Origin of the sequence: Microbacterium luticocti DSM 19459 (assembly GCF_000422405.1) — a bacterium.
In the GTDB taxonomy this organism is placed as follows: Bacteria; Actinomycetota; Actinomycetes; order Actinomycetales; family Microbacteriaceae; genus Microbacterium; species Microbacterium luticocti.
The window spans coordinates 46,146-61,077 of the sequence record NZ_KE383824.1 but is presented as its reverse complement, the minus strand read 5'-3'; the positions used below and the strand labels follow the sequence as shown (position 1 = coordinate 61,077).

14 protein-coding genes and 1 tRNA gene are annotated in these 14,932 nt (G+C 71.3%); 10 read left to right on the top strand and 5 right to left on the bottom strand.

Annotated features, from left to right (window positions below):
• The first annotated feature begins 2 nt into the window (after positions 1-2).
• The 4 genes from H577_RS0113530 to H577_RS16595 all read left to right on the top strand — a co-directional run bounded on the left by H577_RS0113530 (position 3) and on the right by H577_RS16595 (position 4,434).
• The gene (locus H577_RS0113530) at positions 3-1,244 is read left to right on the top strand and encodes an amidohydrolase (RefSeq protein WP_036285212.1); all 1,242 of its coding nucleotides are present in this window, start codon (positions 3-5) and stop codon (positions 1,242-1,244) included.
• Positions 1,241-2,215 carry an Lrp/AsnC family transcriptional regulator gene (locus tag H577_RS0113525; protein WP_029146397.1) on the top strand — a complete coding sequence of 325 codons (975 nt, stop codon included), beginning with the start codon at positions 1,241-1,243 and terminating at the stop codon, positions 2,213-2,215. Before H577_RS0113530 ends, H577_RS0113525 begins: the two co-directional genes overlap by 4 nt.
• A gap of 179 nt (positions 2,216-2,394) precedes the next feature.
• Positions 2,395-3,138 (top strand): FadR/GntR family transcriptional regulator, encoded by a 744-nt coding sequence (locus H577_RS0113520; protein WP_029146396.1) that lies wholly within the window; start codon positions 2,395-2,397, stop codon positions 3,136-3,138.
• A gap of 9 nt (positions 3,139-3,147) precedes the next feature.
• A complete protein-coding gene (locus H577_RS16595) occupies positions 3,148-4,434 on the top strand; it encodes an alpha-hydroxy acid oxidase (protein ID WP_036285208.1) in 1,287 nt (428 codons plus the stop codon).
• Positions 4,435-4,690: 256 nt separating this feature from the next.
• Here H577_RS16595 and H577_RS0113510 read toward each other — a convergent pair whose 3' ends face one another.
• From H577_RS0113510 to H577_RS16590, 4 genes are all read right to left on the bottom strand, one after another.
• Complete coding sequence (locus H577_RS0113510; protein WP_029146395.1) at positions 4,691-5,458, bottom strand: HAD-IIB family hydrolase; 768 nt, start codon at positions 5,456-5,458, stop codon at positions 4,691-4,693.
• Positions 5,459-5,505: 47 nt separating this feature from the next.
• Positions 5,506-5,582, bottom strand: a tRNA-Pro gene (locus tag H577_RS0113505).
• A 60-nt stretch (positions 5,583-5,642) separates the two neighbouring features.
• Complete coding sequence (locus tag H577_RS0113500) at positions 5,643-6,572, bottom strand: metallophosphoesterase (RefSeq protein ID WP_029146394.1); 930 nt, start codon at positions 6,570-6,572, stop codon at positions 5,643-5,645.
• The gene (locus tag H577_RS16590; RefSeq protein WP_036285205.1) at positions 6,569-9,217 is read right to left on the bottom strand and encodes a transglycosylase domain-containing protein; all 2,649 of its coding nucleotides are present in this window, start codon (positions 9,215-9,217) and stop codon (positions 6,569-6,571) included. Before H577_RS16590 ends, H577_RS0113500 begins: the two co-directional genes overlap by 4 nt.
• Positions 9,218-9,294: 77 nt before the next feature.
• On the opposite strand from H577_RS16590, the gene sp36 reads away from it, so the two are divergent.
• The gene (gene sp36 / locus H577_RS0113490) at positions 9,295-9,510 is read left to right on the top strand and encodes a Sp36 family protein (protein ID WP_029146393.1); all 216 of its coding nucleotides are present in this window, start codon (positions 9,295-9,297) and stop codon (positions 9,508-9,510) included.
• 1 nt (position 9,511) lies between these two features.
• Positions 9,512-9,979, top strand: a complete 468-nt coding sequence (locus H577_RS0113485; protein ID WP_029146392.1) for a RidA family protein — start codon at positions 9,512-9,514, stop codon at positions 9,977-9,979.
• 15 nt (positions 9,980-9,994) lie between these two features.
• Here the strand turns inward: H577_RS0113485 and acs are convergent, their stop codons facing one another.
• Positions 9,995-11,962 (bottom strand): acetate--CoA ligase, encoded by a 1,968-nt coding sequence (acs, locus tag H577_RS0113480; protein WP_029146391.1) that lies wholly within the window; start codon positions 11,960-11,962, stop codon positions 9,995-9,997.
• A gap of 457 nt (positions 11,963-12,419) precedes the next feature.
• On the opposite strand from acs, the gene H577_RS0113475 reads away from it, so the two are divergent.
• The 4 genes from H577_RS0113475 to H577_RS0113460 are packed head-to-tail and all read left to right on the top strand — an operon-like array spanning position 12,420 to position 14,932.
• Positions 12,420-13,454: a TadA family conjugal transfer-associated ATPase gene (locus H577_RS0113475; protein WP_029146390.1), complete on the top strand. Its 1,035-nt coding sequence runs from the start codon at positions 12,420-12,422 to the stop codon at positions 13,452-13,454.
• Positions 13,448-14,332 (top strand): type II secretion system F family protein, encoded by an 885-nt coding sequence (locus tag H577_RS0113470; RefSeq protein WP_051192041.1) that lies wholly within the window; start codon positions 13,448-13,450, stop codon positions 14,330-14,332. Before H577_RS0113475 ends, H577_RS0113470 begins: the two co-directional genes overlap by 7 nt.
• A 43-nt stretch (positions 14,333-14,375) precedes the next feature.
• Positions 14,376-14,585, top strand: coding sequence for a DUF4244 domain-containing protein (locus H577_RS0113465; RefSeq protein WP_029146388.1), 210 nt, complete (start codon positions 14,376-14,378; stop codon positions 14,583-14,585).
• Positions 14,582-14,932 (top strand): TadE family type IV pilus minor pilin, encoded by a 351-nt coding sequence (locus H577_RS0113460; RefSeq protein ID WP_029146387.1) that lies wholly within the window; start codon positions 14,582-14,584, stop codon positions 14,930-14,932. Before H577_RS0113465 ends, H577_RS0113460 begins: the two co-directional genes overlap by 4 nt.

The window sequence follows — 14,932 nt, the reverse complement described above, 5'->3', positions numbered from 1 at the left end:
ACATGACCGCCAGAACCCTGCCCATCGCCCTCGACGAGCAGACCATCACCGACGCGGTGGCGATGTACACCCACCTGCACGCCCACCCCGAACTGTCGGCGCAGGAGCACGAGACCGCCGCCTACATCGAGCGGGCCCTCGACGACCTGCGGATAGAGCACTTCCGCTGCGGCGGCACCGGCGTGGTCGGGCTGTTGCGCAACGGCGACGGCCCGGTGATCGGCTTCCGTGCCGACACCGACGGCCTGCCGATCGCCGAGCAGACCGGCCTGCCGTACGCCAGCACCGCCACCGGTACCCTGCCCGACGGCGAGGTCGCGCCGGTCATGCACGGCTGCGGCCACGACACCCACATCACCGCGGCGCTGACGGCGGCACGGATGCTGTCGACCCACCGCGAGGTGTGGCATGGCACCGTGGTGCTGATCTTCCAGCCCGGGGAAGAGACCGCGTACGGCGCGAAGGCCATGGTCGCCGACGGGCTGTGGGACCGGGCGCCGCGGCCCGACGTGGTGTTCGCGCAGCACGTCATGCCCGCCCCGGGCGGCTCGGTCATCGTCAGGCCCGGACCGATGGCGACCCTCGCCGACTCCTGGCGCATCACGGTGCACGGCCGGCAGGCGCACGGCTCCGAGCCCGAACGTTCGATCGACCCCATCGTGCTGGGGGCGGCGATGGTGCTGCGGCTGCAGACCATCGTCTCGCGCGAGCTGTCGCCGCGCACCCCGGCCGTGGTGACCGTGGGGACCTTCCACGCCGGGCTGAAGGAGAACATCATCCCCGACCGCGCGCAGTTCACCGTGAACGTGCGCACCCCCGACGAAGACAGCCGCAGCAGGGTGCTCGCGGCGATCCGGCGGATCATCGCGGGCGAGGCCGCGGCATCCGGCGCGCCGGAACCCGTCGTCGAAGAACTGAACTCGTTCCCGCGGCTCGTCAACGACGACGCCCTCACCGAACGGCTCACCACCGTGTTCGCCGGGGTGTTCGGCGCCGATCATGTCGACGCACGGGCACTCGGCATGGGCTCCGAGGACGCCGGGTGGCTGTGGGACGCGATCGGGGTGCCGGGCGTGTTCTGGGGGTTCGGCGCGTTCGATCCGGCACTGTTCGATGACGGTGCGGCCCCCGCCGGCAACCACTCGCCCCAGTTCGCGCCCGACGCACGGATGGCGGTGACCACCGGAACGACCGCCGCGCTGGCGGCGATCCTCGAGGTCGCCGGCACGGGCGCCGCACGGTGAGGCCCCTCGGCGACCTCGACCGGCGCATCGCCGCGGCGCTGCTGCGCGACGGACGCGCGTCGTGGCGCCGCATCGCGGCCGTCCTCGGCGAGACCGAGCGGCGCATCGCCCGGCACGGCGCCGCGCTGCTGGAGCGCGGGGCCGTGCGCATCCACGCACAGGGCGACCCGCGCAATCTGCCCGATGGCGAGGCCACGTTCCTGCGGGTGCGCGGTGCGCCGTCAGCGCTGGCCGCGGTGGGCGAGCGCATGGCCGACCATTCGCGCTCCACCTGGGTGAGCGGGCTGGCCGGGCCCGCCGAGGTGGTGGGGGAGTACTTCCACTCGCGCGGCGAGCTGGCCGGCATCCTCGACGACTGCGCGCAGGTGCGAGGGGTCACCGACATCGACGCCCGCCCGCAGCTGCAGTTCCACCGCACGGTGTCGGGGTGGGCGCCGCCGATCCTCGACGCCGATCAGCTGCAGGCCCTGCGCGAGAGCGAGGACTCGCTGTTGGCCGGCTGGGACGACTACCGTTCGCCTGACGAGACCACCCGTGCGCTCATCGGGCTGCTCGCGCGCAACGGACGGGCGACCGTCGAAGAGCTGGCGTCGGGACTCGGGCTGTCGAAGTCCACGGCCAGCCGCCGCCTGGACGCGGCATTGGCCCGCGGTCAGGTGCGCATCCGCGCCGTGGTCGACCCGGCGCTGCTGGGGTACCCGGTCGAGACCGTGGTGACCGTTCAGGCCGTGCCCGCCGCGCTCGAGCAGGTCGGTGTCGCGGTCGCGGCACGGGCCGAGGCGCGCTGGGTCTCGTCGGACGGCGGTCTGCTGTATGCGCAACTGGCGAACCGCGACCGCACCGAGTTGCACGAATCGCTGCGGGCGATCGCCGCGCACGACGGTGTGCGGCAGGTGGTGGCCTCGCCGGTGCTGCGCATCTTCAAGCGCAGCACGGTGCGCTACCGCGACGGGGCGCCCGAGCCGGTCTGAGCCGACCGCAGCGGGTCGCACCAGGGCGCGCGGGGAACCCCGCTCGGCCGCACGCGGCCGTAACCGGCCCTACCCGGCCGCACCCGGCCGCAGCCGGCCCAGCCCGAGCGCGCAGGGCACCCCACGTTGCGTGGTCTGACCACACGCGGTACTGTGGTCGGACCACAGAAGGAGTCCGTGTGAGAGGCGAAGCCGCGCCCGCGCGCGCCTGGCGCGTCGTGCTCGAGAAGATCGAGACCGACCTGCTCGAGGGCGCGCTGCGCCCGGGCGATCATCTGCCGCCCGAGCGCGAGCTGGCGGCGTCCCTGGGTGTCGGCCGTTCCAGCGTGCGTGAGGCGCTGCGCGTGCTCGACGTGCTGGGGCTGATCCGCACCGCCACCGGATCGGGCCCCACGTCCGGTGCGATCGTGATCGCCACCCCGCAAGGCGGCATGTCGGCGCTGCTGCGCCTGCAGGTGGCCGCGCAGGGCTTCGAGATCGACGACGTCGTGCGCACCCGCCGCATCCTCGAGACGGCCGTCGCCGGCGATCTCGCCGCGCGCATCGGAGCGGCGCGTCGGACGGGGGAGCGCGAAGACGACGCGCTCGCCGAGGCGCGCGCGGTGCTTCAGGCGATGGATGCCACCGGCCTGACACCCGCGGAGTTCCTGGCGCTGGACGCACAGTTCCATCTGGCACTGGCCGAGGCATCCGGCAACACGGTCGTGGCCGCGATGATGGCGGGCCTGCGCACCGCGATCGAATCGTACGTGCTGGCCGGCGCCGCCCGCGTGCCGGACTGGAACGACACCGTCACCGGCCTGCGCGCCCAGCACCGACAGATCGTCGACGCGATCGCCGTCGGCGATCCCGAGCTGGCGGTGCGGCTGGTCGACGACCACATCACCGGCTACCACGCCCACGCCGGGCTCACCCGCGATTGAGAGGACCCCATGGTCACCAGACAACTGCCGAACCTGCACGAGATGTTCGAGCTGATGCAGTTCAAGAAGCCCGAACTCAACGCGAAGAAGCGCCGGCTCGAGAGCGCGCTCACGATCTGGGATCTGCGCACGATCGCCAAACGCCGCACTCCCAAGGCGGCGTTCGACTACACCGACGGGGCCGCCGAGGGTGAACTGTCGATCGCGCGGGCGCGGCAGGCGTTCGAAGACGTCGAGTTCCACCCCGGCATCCTGAGGCCGGCACCCACCGTCGACACGTCGTGCGAGATCCTGGGCGGCCCGTCGGCGCTGCCGTTCGGCATCGCGCCGACCGGGTTCACCCGGCTCATGCAGACCGAGGGCGAGATCGCCGGCGCGGGCGCGGCCGGGGCCGCCGGCATCCCGTTCACCCTCTCGACCCTGGGCACCACGTCGATCGAGGACGTGAAGAAGGCGAACCCGCACGGGCGCAACTGGTTCCAGCTGTACGTGATGCGCGACCGCGAGATCTCGTACGGGCTGACCCGGCGGGCGGCCGAGGCCGGGTTCGACACGCTGTTCTTCACCGTCGACACCCCGGTGGCGGGGGCGCGGCTGCGCGACAAGCGCAACGGCTTCTCGATCCCGCCGCAGCTGACCCTGGGCACGATCGTCAACGCGATCCCGCGGCCGTGGTGGTGGATCGACTTCCTCACCACGCCGAAGCTCGAGTTCGCGTCGCTGAGCTCGACCGGCGGCACCGTGGGCGAGCTGCTGGATGCCGCGATGGACCCGACCATCTCGTACGACGACCTGACCGTGATCCGCGAGCTGTGGCCGGGCAAGATCGTGATCAAGGGCGTGCAGAACGTCGAGGACTCGAAGAAGCTGGTCGAGTTGGGCGTCGACGGCATCGTGCTCTCCAACCACGGCGGCCGTCAGCTCGACCGGGCGCCGATCCCGTTCCGGTTGCTGCCCGAGGTGGTGCGCGAGGTCGGCAAGGACGCCACCGTGATGATCGACACCGGCATCATGAACGGCGCCGACATCGTGGCATCCATCGCCCTCGGCGCGAAGTTCACGCTGATCGGCCGCGCGTACCTGTACGGACTGATGGCGGGCGGCCGGGCGGGCGTGGACCGCACCATCGCGATCCTGCGCAGCGAGATCGAGCGCACCATGAAGCTGCTGGGCGTCTCGTCGCTGGCCGAGCTTCAGCCGCGCCACGTGACGCAGCTCACGCGGCTGACTCCGGTCGGGTCGGCGCCGGCTCGCGCACCCCGCACGGCACGGCCGAAGGCGTCCGCCGCGCGCTGACGCGCCGTCGGCCGGCGTCGTGTCGTCGGCCGGCACCGGTCACCGGCCGGCACCGGGGGATGTCTCAGAAGATGCGGGCTGCGAGCCTTCCAGGTCGCGTTTTGTGAGACATCCCGCCGTCGCGTGTCTCAGAAGGTGTGGGATGCCGCAGCCCGGACCCGCATGTTGTGAGACACGCTCCCGGCGCCCCACGCCGCCCCGGCCGTGGAGGGCGCGCAGCGGGTCGAAACGCCCGCGCCCACCCCGGTGCCGCCTGTCACCGGCCGGCGGGCAGGGTGGGGATCAGCTCTTCGAGCAGCACCGCGGTGTCCTCCCAGCCGTCGACGGCGCGGCAGGCGACGCCGAGGGCGAGCACCGGGTAGTCGTTGCCGTCGGGGTCGAGGCGGTCGCCGACGAACAGCATGTCGTCGAGGCCGATGCCGGTCTGCTCGGCCAGCTGCCGCATCCCGTACGCCTTGTCGATGCCGCGGTGCGTGATGTCGACGCTCGTCGATCCGCCGCTGCGCACCTCGAGGTCGGGCAGGCGTGCGGCGACCGCGGCGCGCAGGGCGTTCTTCTTCTCGCCGGTGGGATCCCACGCCGACTTGGCGTCGAGGGGCGCCTGCTGTCCGAGCGCCGAGAAGGTGATCTGCGAGGCGCGGTCCTCGAGGATGGGCCCCCAGGTCTGCGACTCCCAGTACCCGAGCCGCCTCGCCTCCTCCTCCACCGCGGCCAGAGCGCGCGCCTTCTCGTCGTCGCTCAGCGCGTGCGCATAGACGGTGGCGACGCCGTCGGCGGTGAGCCGGTAGTACTGCGTGCCGCAGGTGGGCAGCAGATGGATGCGGTGACGCACGCGTGCGGGCGCGTCGGGCAGCCGATCGACCACCTGCGCCGTGAACTGGGCGAGCTGCCCGCCCGAGATGATGGCCACCTCGACCCGTTCGGCCAGCCGCACCAGCAGGTCGCCGATGCGGGGGTCGATGGCGCTCTTCGACGGGGCGAGGGTGTCGTCCAGGTCGAACGCGACCAGGCGTGGTGTCGGCATCTCGGTCCTCTCGACGACAAGGGCCCCACCGCGGTGGAGCCCTTGATTGGTCGGGGTGACAGGATTTGAACCTGCGGCCTCTTCGTCCCGAACGAAGCGCGCTACCAAGCTGCGCCACACCCCGGTGGCAACTGTTCGAGTCTACCCGATCGAGCGGGATGCTCCGAATCGGTCGGGCAGAGCGCTACCGCGGCAGCAGCGTGATGAGGGATGCCTCGGGCCGGCACCCGAAGCGCACCGGCGCATAGATGGAGTGGCCGATGCCGGCGCTCACGTTCAGCGGCACGGTGCGGCCGTCGTGGGTCCACTCGCTCAGGCCCCGGGCCTTCTCGAGCGGGATGTCGCAGTTGGCCACCAGCGCCCGGGGCGAGAACGGCACCCGCACCTGTCCGCCGTGCGTGTGCCCGGCGAAGATGGCTTCGGCGCCGAGGTCGACGAACGCGTCGAGCACCCGGCGGTACGGCGCGTGCGTGACGCCCCACGTCAGGTCGGCTCCGCCGCCGAGCCCGGCGATCGCGTCGGGCAGCACGTCGAGCCGGTCCCAGTCGCGGTGCGCGTCGCTCACGCCGAAGGTGTCGATGCGCAGCCCTGCGGACTCGATCGTCGCGGCGGCGTTGTCGATGTCTCGCCAGCCGAGGTCGTCGGTGAGGAATGAGTCGAGCTCGGTGGCATCCATCGGCTCGGCCTCGACCACGTGATCGGACGGGCCCATCAGGTACTTGAACGGGTTGCGCGGCGACGGCGCGACATGGTCGTTCGACCCGTGCACGAACACGCCGGGGATGCCGCGGAACGGGGCGAGCGCCGGGCGCAGGCCGGCGAGCCCGTCGACGTGGCCCAGGTTGTCGCCGGTGTTCACGACGACGTCGGGCCGCAGCGCCGCCAACGACGCGATCCACCGCTGTTTGCGGTGCTGCCAGGGCGCCATGTGCGCGTCCGACAGGTGCAGGATGCGCAGCGGCCGGGCACCCGGCGGCAGCATGCGCACCTCGTGCCGTCGCACCGTGTACAGGTGCCGTTCGATGCCGACGCCCCAGATCGCCGCGCCCGCGCCGACCGCCCCCACCGCGCCGAGCGCGATGAGGGCGGTGCGTGCGATGTGTGAGCCGGTCAACCGCGGCCGTTGCCCTTGCCGGGCCTGTCGGGTCGGTCGCCGCCGCCGCGACCGCACTCGGGTGACGCGTACCTCACGGTGATCTTGGTGTTGGGGCCCGCGACGGTGCCCGAACCGGGATCGGTGCCGGTCACGCGTCCGTCACCGTCGGCGGTGACGACGCACTGCGTGTCGACGCTGCCGAATCCGGATGCCCGCAGCATGGCGACCGCTTCGTCGGGGGCGCGGCCCGACACGTCCGGGATCGAGATGCCCTTGCCGTTGCTCGGGCTGATCGTCACGTTCGTGCCGGCGGCGACGCGACCGGCGCCGGGGTTCTGCTCGGCGATCGTGCCCTTCGGCTGATCGGAGTCGACCTCGCTGCCCACGGTCACCTGGAATCCGGCCGACTCGAGCTTGCTGGTGGCATCCTTCACCGACATGCCCACCACGTTCGGCAGGTTCACCAGCACCTGACGGGTGAGGTTCGAGTCGGGCTGCGGGAACTGGCCACCCGGGTACAGCTTGTCGACCGTTCCCTGGATGGTGCGGCCGAGCACGTAACGCAGGTTCGAGAGCGCGTTGCCCTTGTAGTACTGGTGGAACAGGTCGATCCGCCCCGACACGCTTCCCACCCAGTTCGCCGTGGTCACCTTTGTGTTCGAGGTGATGAGCCAGGTCTGGAACTCCTCGTGCGTACCGGTCTTACCGATCAGCGGTGTTCCGTCCCACGGGTTTCCGGCCGCACCGGACCCGCCGCCCTTCATGACGCCCTGCAGCGCGTACGCCGCGGTGGCGGCGACCTTCGGATCGATCACCTGCTTGCAGTCTTGCTCGGGCACCGTGAGCTCGTTGCCGTCCGAATCGGTGACCTTGTCGATCACCCGCGGCTGGCAGTAGACACCCTTGTTCGCCACGGTCGCGTACGCCGCCGCCATCGCCATCGGCGACACGTTGTCCGAGCCGATCACCTCGTACGGGGCGGGGTTCTTCGTCGGGTCGGAGCTCGTGCCGTCGCTGGTCAGCGGAATCGGCGAACCGTCACCGCGGGTGACGCCGAGACGTTCGGCCATCTTGCCGATGTCGCACAGGTCGAGTTGTGCGGCCATCCCGAGGAAGCCGGTGTTCAACGACTGCGCGGTGAACTGCTTCGGGGTCCCGAAGTATCCGCGTTGTCTGTTGAAGTTCTTCACGTCGGCGGATGCCGTCCACGTGCCGCCGGCGACGCAGTCGTCTTTCCAGGTCGAGATGACGCGGTTGCGGCCGTCGACGAGCTGGTTGAGGGAATGGCCCTTCTCGAGCCAGTCCAGCAGGGTGAACAGCTTGAACGTCGATCCTGCGTTGAAGCCGTTCGAGCCGCCGACATCCCGGGAACCGGCGAACACGATCGCGGACTCACCGTTCTTCTTCTTGCCGGCTGCCACGTACTTCGTGTTCTGGGCGATCGAGAGCACTCGGCCGGTCGAGGCCTCGATGGTCACCGATGTCGACCCGAAGTTCTTTCCGGCGACGGAGGCGGGGACGTACTTGTTCTGAGCGTTCTGCGCGGCGGTCTGCACCTTGGCATCGAGCGTGGTGTAGATCTTCAGGCCGCCGCGGTGCAAGAGCTGTTCACGTTCCGCGGTGGTGGCTCCGAACGCGGGCTCGTTCAACACGGTCGCCGTCACGTACGCGCAGAAGTACGGTGCGAAGCTCTTCGCGCACCCGGTCTGCACCTCGGTCACCTTCGGCACGATCGGCGCCTTGTACGCCTCGTCATGCTGCTTCTGCGTGATCTTGCCGTCGGCGAGCATGCGGTCCAGCACGTATTCCTGACGCTTCTTGGTCAGTGAGTAGTGGTCGTCTTTACCGTTGACCGCTTCGCCCTTGCTGTTGGTGGTCGTGCCGCCGGGCATGTCGAGGCGGTAGGTGTTCGGGTTCTGCACGATGCCGGCCAACGCCGACGCCTGCGACAGGCTCAGATCCTTCGCGTGCACCCCGAAGTAGCGCTGCGCGGCGGCCTCGATGCCGTAGGTGGTGCCGCCGAAGTTCGCGATGTTCATGTACCCGAGCAGGATCTCGTCCTTCGAGTACCGCTGCTCGAGGGTGATCGCGTACCGCATCTCTTGCAGCTTGCGCTGGTAGCCGTCGACGCCCTCGGCGTCGGTGGCCTTCACCCAGCAGTCATTGAGCTCCTTGTCGTTGGTCGCCTCCCAGTCGCACTGCTGCACGAGCACGTTCTTCACGTACTGCTGGCTGATCGACGAACCGCCCTGGGTCTGACCGCCCTTCAGGTTCGACAGGATCGCACGTGTCGTTCCGATCAGGTCGACGCCGCCGTGCTCGTAGAAGCGCGGGTCTTCGCTGGAAAGGAGCGCGTCGTACATGACCGGCGCGATCTCGTCGAACTTCACCGGCGTGCGGTTCTGGTCCAGGTAGGTGGCGTCGCCCACGTACTGGCCCTTGTCGTTCTTGTAGTAGATCGTCGACGGCAGGATCAGCTTGTCGATGGTCAGCACGCTCGGCAGGTTGTTGAACATGTCGATCGCGCTGGTGGCGGCGGCGCTGGTGACGGCCACGGCGGGGGTGACCGTCGCGGTGATCAGCACGCCGGCGACGGCGCTCAGACCGACCAGGCCCAGCAGGCCGCCGGCCACGCCAGCGGCCGTGCGTTTCGAGTGGGGCATAGGGTTGATCGTAAAGGAGATTGCTGGGCGAAGCCTCCCAGCATCCGCCCACCCGCACGCGAAGGAGCCGCAGCCGGATGACGACCTGGGAGTACCTGACCACGCCGCTGGTGATCCACAACACCGCGGCCATCTTGAACAACTGGGGCAAGCAGGGCTGGGAGCTCGTCCAGGTCGTACCCGGCCCCGAGGGGGGCCTCGTGGCTTACTTCAAGCGGCCCGCCGGTGCCGGATCCGAGAACGCGGGGCTGGATGCCGCAGCCCAGGCCGCACGCACCTTCGAAGGGAACTGACATGACCGTGTCGCAGACGCTCGCAGAGTTGGGCATCACGCTGCCCGAGGTGGTCCCCCCGGTCGCGGCTTACATCCCGGCGATCGTGCACGGTGACCTCGTGTTCACGTCGGGTCAGCTGCCCATGGTCGACGGTGCGCTGCCGGCGACCGGAAAGGTCGGCGGCGAGGTCGCCGCCGAGGATGCGAAGGCCTACGCGTGGCAGTGCGGGCTGAACGCGATCGCGGCGGCGGCGGCCGTCGCCGGCGGCGTGGACCGCCTCGCCGGGGTGGTCAAGGTCGTCGGGTTCGTGGCATCCACCCCCGACTTCACCGGGCAACCCGGAGTCATCAACGGCGCCAGCGAACTGTTCGGCGAGGTGTTCGGCGAGGCCGGACGGCACGCCCGGTCGGCGGTCGCGGCCCCCGTGCTGCCCTTGGACTCGCCGGTCGAGGTCGAGGTGATCTTCTCGCTCGCCCTCGACCGGTGAGCCTCGGGCCGCGGGCTATTTGACCTGCGCCGAGATGATGCTCATCACCGCGGTGTCGGCCAGGGTGGTGGTGTCGCCCACCTCGCGCCCGTCGGCCACGTCACGCAGCAGGCGGCGCATGATCTTGCCCGACCGGGTCTTCGGCAGCTCGCCGACGATGTAGATGTCACGCGGGCGGGCGATCGGGCCGATCTGCTCGCTCACCCACACCCGCAGCTGGGTAGCCAGTCCCTCGGGCGTGTGCACCGCCAGGTAGCTCTCTTTGAGGATGACGAACGCGACCACCGCCTCGCCGGTGGTGTCGTCCTTGGCTCCCACCACCGCCGCCTCGGCCGTCGCCTCGTGCGCGACCAGGGCCGACTCGATCTCGGTCGTCGACAGCCGGTGGCCCGACACGTTCATCACGTCGTCGACGCGGCCGAGCAGCCAGATGTCGCCGTCCTCGTCCTTGCGGGCACCGTCACCGGCGAAGTAGTAGCCCTGGTCGGCGAACTTGGCCCAGTACGTCTCGGTGAACCGCTCCGGGTCGCCCCACACGCCGCGCAGCATCGACGGCCACGGCTCGGTCACCACGAGCAGTCCGCCGTTGCCGTTCTCGACCCGGTTGCCCTGCTCGTCGACCACGTCGACCGAGATGCCCGGCAACGGCACCTGCGCCGAGCCCGGCTTGGTCGAGGTGACCCCGGGCATCGGGGCGATCATCGTCGCACCGGTCTCGGTCTGCCACCAGGTGTCGACGATCGGGGTCTTGCCGCCGCCGATGATGTCGCGGTACCAGATCCACGCCTCGGGGTTGATGGGTTCGCCCACCGAACCCAGCAGGCGCAGCGTCGACAGGTCGTACTGCTGCGGGATCTGCCGCCCCTGCTTCATGAACGAGCGGATCGCGGTCGGTGCCGTGTACAGGATCGTCACGCCGTACTTCTGCACGATGTCCCACCAGCGTCCCGGCTGCGGGGTCTCGGGAGTGCCCTCATACATCACCTGCGTCGCCCCCAGCGCCAGCGGGCCGTACGCCACATAGGTGTGCCCGGTCACCCAGCCGATGTCGGCGGTGCACCAGAACACGTCGGTGTCGGGGTGGATGTCGAGGATGTACTTGTTGGTGAACACCGCCTGGGTCAGGTAGCCGCCCGAGGTGTGCACGACGCCCTTGGGCTTGCCGGTGGTGCCCGAGGTGTACAGGATGTACAGCGGGTTCTCGGCGGGGAACGGCCGCGCCTCGTGCTCGGCCGAAGCCTGGTCGAGCAGGTCGTGCCACCACAGGTCGCGGTCCTCGGTCCACGCCACGTCGTTGCCGCCACGGCGCACCACCACCACGTGCTCGACGGTCTCTTGCGCGCCGGTGCCGCGGTCTGCCAGGGCCTGGTCGACCGCAGGCTTGAGCGGCGACACCTTGCCCTTGCGGTACCCGCCGTCGGCGGTGATCACCAGTCGTGCGGCCGCGTCATCCAGCCGCGACCGCAGGCTGTCGGCCGAGAAGCCGCCGAACACCACCGAGTGGATCGCCCCGACACGCGCGCACGCCAGCATCGCGATCACCGCCTCGGGGATCATCGGCAGGTAGATCGCGACGCGGTCGCCCTGGCCGATGCCCAGGCTCTCGAGCATGTTCGCCGCCTTCTTGACCTCGGCGGTCAGTTCGGCGTAGGTGATGCGGCGGGTGTCGCCGGGCTCGCCCTCGAACAGGATCGCGACGCGGTCGCCGTTGCCGGCTTCGACATGGCGGTCCAGGCAGTTGTAGGCGACCGAGAGCTCGCCGTCGCCGAACCACTTCGCGAACGGCGGGTTCGACCAGTCGAGCACCTCGGTGAACGGCGTGTGCCAGTGCAGCAGCTCGCGCGCCTGGTCGGCCCAGAACCCTTCCCGGTCGGCCGCCGCCCTTTCGTACAGCTCGGCGGTGCCGTTGGCCTGTGCGGCGAACTCGGCGGACGGGGCGAAGCGACGGTTCTCGTCGAGAAGGTGGTCGATCTGGCTGCTCATGGTGCGCTCCTTTGCGGTGGGCGATGTTCGGGCGGTGCATACGGGCGGTGCATACGCCGGGCCGGGGGTCAATCTACCCCCGCCCGAACGGGCCCACTACCTCCGATAGTGGGTGCCGGTCGGGCGCAGATGAAAAAATCGTCACGCGATATATCACGAACCGGGCGGGTTTCGTTTGTCGCCCTCCCCGAAGTTGCGTATGCTCATGCTCGGCCGAACATTCGATTCTGGCATTGCAGCACCTGACACACCCCCCGAAGAGGGTGCTGCGTGTGGCGGCATCCCATTCCCCCCATGGGATGCCGCCCCTTTTTGTGCGGGGGCGTGTGTGACCGGATGCCTCGGTGCCGGTCATCGATTCCTCCCCAGAACCCGCGCAACGCGGGATCCGGGCGACCTGTCCACGGATGTGGCATCCCGCGCCCGGCGGCGGCCGGCCGCCTTCTAGATTCGGGGCATGTCCGAGCCGTTCGTCGTCCGCCCGCGTCCCGGGCTCGCTGTGCGGCGCCCGGCGCCCGCGGCGCCGCCGCCGGTGCCGGCCGCCGAGCCGCACCCGCCGGCCGAGCGCCCGCCGGCGCTGGCTGCGCTCGAGCCGTACCTCGACGACCCGGCGGTGACCGACCTGTTCGTCAACGGCGGTGACGGGCTGTTCGTCGACCGTGGCCAGGGAGCGGTGCGCGTGCCGCAGTGGCGGGCGGCCGAGGCCGACGTCCGCGAGCTCGCGGTCTCGCTGATCGCGCTCGGCGGTCGGCATCTGGACGACGCCAGCCCGTGCGTCGACGTGCGCCTGGCCGGTGGCATTCGGGTGCATGCCGTGCTGCCGCCGGTCGCCCGCGGCGGCACCGTCGTCTCGGTGCGGGTGCCGCGGGCGGCCGGCCTCGATCTGGACGGGTTGCAGCGATCGGGGGCGGTCGACGATGCCATCCGGGCGCGGCTGGAACGGCTCATCGGCGACCGCGAGAACCTGCTGATCACCGGCGCGGCCGGCACCGGCAAGACCACGCTGCTGGGCGCGTTGCTGTCGCGTGTGCCGCACACCGAGCGCATCGTCACGATCGAAGACGTCGCCGAGCTGCGCATCGCCCACCCGCACCATGTGTCGCTCGAGGCGCGTCAGGCGAACCTCGAGGGCGCCGGCGGCATCGGCCTGGCCCGCCTCGTGCGCGAGGCGCTGCGGATGCGCCCCGACAGGCTCGTGGTGGGGGAGTGCCGCGGCGAGGAGGTGCGCGAACTGCTCAGCGCGCTGAACACCGGCCATGACGGCGGTGCGGGCACGCTGCACGCGAACGGGCTCGACGACGTGCCGGCCCGCCTCGAAGCGCTCGGCGCGCTCGCGGGGCTCGGCGAGCGCGCGCTGGCCCGCCAGGTGGCCAGTGCGATCGGCTGCGTCGTACACCTGAGTCGCGACGCCGACCGGCGGCGCCGCGTCGCGGGCATCGGCCGCCCCGTCGTGCGCGACGGGCGCCTGGCGATCCGGGAGGAGCCGTGCTGACCGGCCGTCGCCGCCCCCTGCCGCCGGGGCCGGATGCCGCGGTTGTGCTGCGGCTCGCGGTGCTGCTGCAGGCGGGGGTCGCGCCCGAGCCCGCGTGGCGGCATCTCGCCGCCGTCGGCGATGCGACCGCCGCCGCCGTGATCGACCGGGTGGACGCCGGCGACGACCTGCCCGCCGCGATCGGCGCCGCCGGGCCGGGGTGGCGTGACGTGTCGGCCGCGTGGCGCATCGCCCAGACCGTGGGCGCGCCGCTGGCCGGCAGCCTGCGCGGCATCGCCGCCGCCGTGCAGGACGCCGCGCAGACCCGCGACGAGCTGCGCGTGGCGCTGGCCGAGCCCGCCGGCACCGCCAAGCTCATGTCGTGGCTGCCGCTGGTCGGCGTCGCTCTGGGCGCGGCGCTCGGCTTCAACACGCTGCGCACGCTCGCCGCCACCCCGCTCGGCCTGGCCTGCACGGTCGCCGGCATCGGCCTGGTGTTGGCCGCGCGGCGCTGGAGCACCGTGATGGTGCGACGCGCCGAGCCGGATGCCGCGGTGCCGGGCATGACCGCCGACCTCATGGCGATCGCCCTGTCGGGCGGGGTGTCGCTTGCGCGGGCCGAGCGCATCGTCGCCGAGGCCGGCGGCGGTGCGATCGACGACGAGACCGCCGGCATCCTCACCCTGTCGCGCACCGCCGGGGTGCCGGCCGCCGAGCTGCTGCGGGCGTCGGCATCCCTTGCCCGACATCGCGCCCGCACCGAGGGGCGGATGCGTGCGGCCCGCCTGTCGTCGCGGCTGCTCGTGCCGCTGGGCGTGTGCACCCTGCCCGCGTTCCTGCTGCTGGGCGTGGCCCCGATGCTGCTGAGTGTGCTCACCTCGACACCGCTGTCGCTGTGAGACCGACGTGCCCACCGAACCCTGTCTATAAGGAGAGAACACCATGAACACGACGATCCCGCCCCTGACCCGCCGGCGCGCGGCGCGGCTGTTCCTCGCCGACGCCGACGACACCGGCGCGGCGACCGCGGAGTATGCCATCGCCACGATGGCCGCTGTCGCCTTCGCGGGTTTGCTGGTGGTCATCATGCGTTCGAATGAGGTGCGCGGCATCCTCACCGACCTGGTGCGTCGCGCGCTGACGGTGTCATGATCTTCGGCCGGGACGACCGCGGCTCGGTCACCGCCGAGTTCGCGGTCGCCCTGCCCGCGGTGGTGCTCGTGCTCGCGCTGGGGGCCGGGGTGCTCGGCGCCTGCGGGCGGGCGGTGCGGCTGCAGGATGCCACGGCCGACGCCGCCCGTCTTGTCGCACGCGGGGAGCCCGCCGCCCGCGCGCAGGCGCTGGTGGCCGCCGCGGTGGGCGGCGCACGGACCCGCGTCACCCCGCGCGGCGAGCTCGTCTGCGTCGAGGCCAGCGCGCCGGCCACGGCGCCGGGCGGGGTGCCGCTGCCGGCGCCTGCGTTGCGGGCGTCGTCGTGCGCGCTGGCCGGGGGGAAGTGA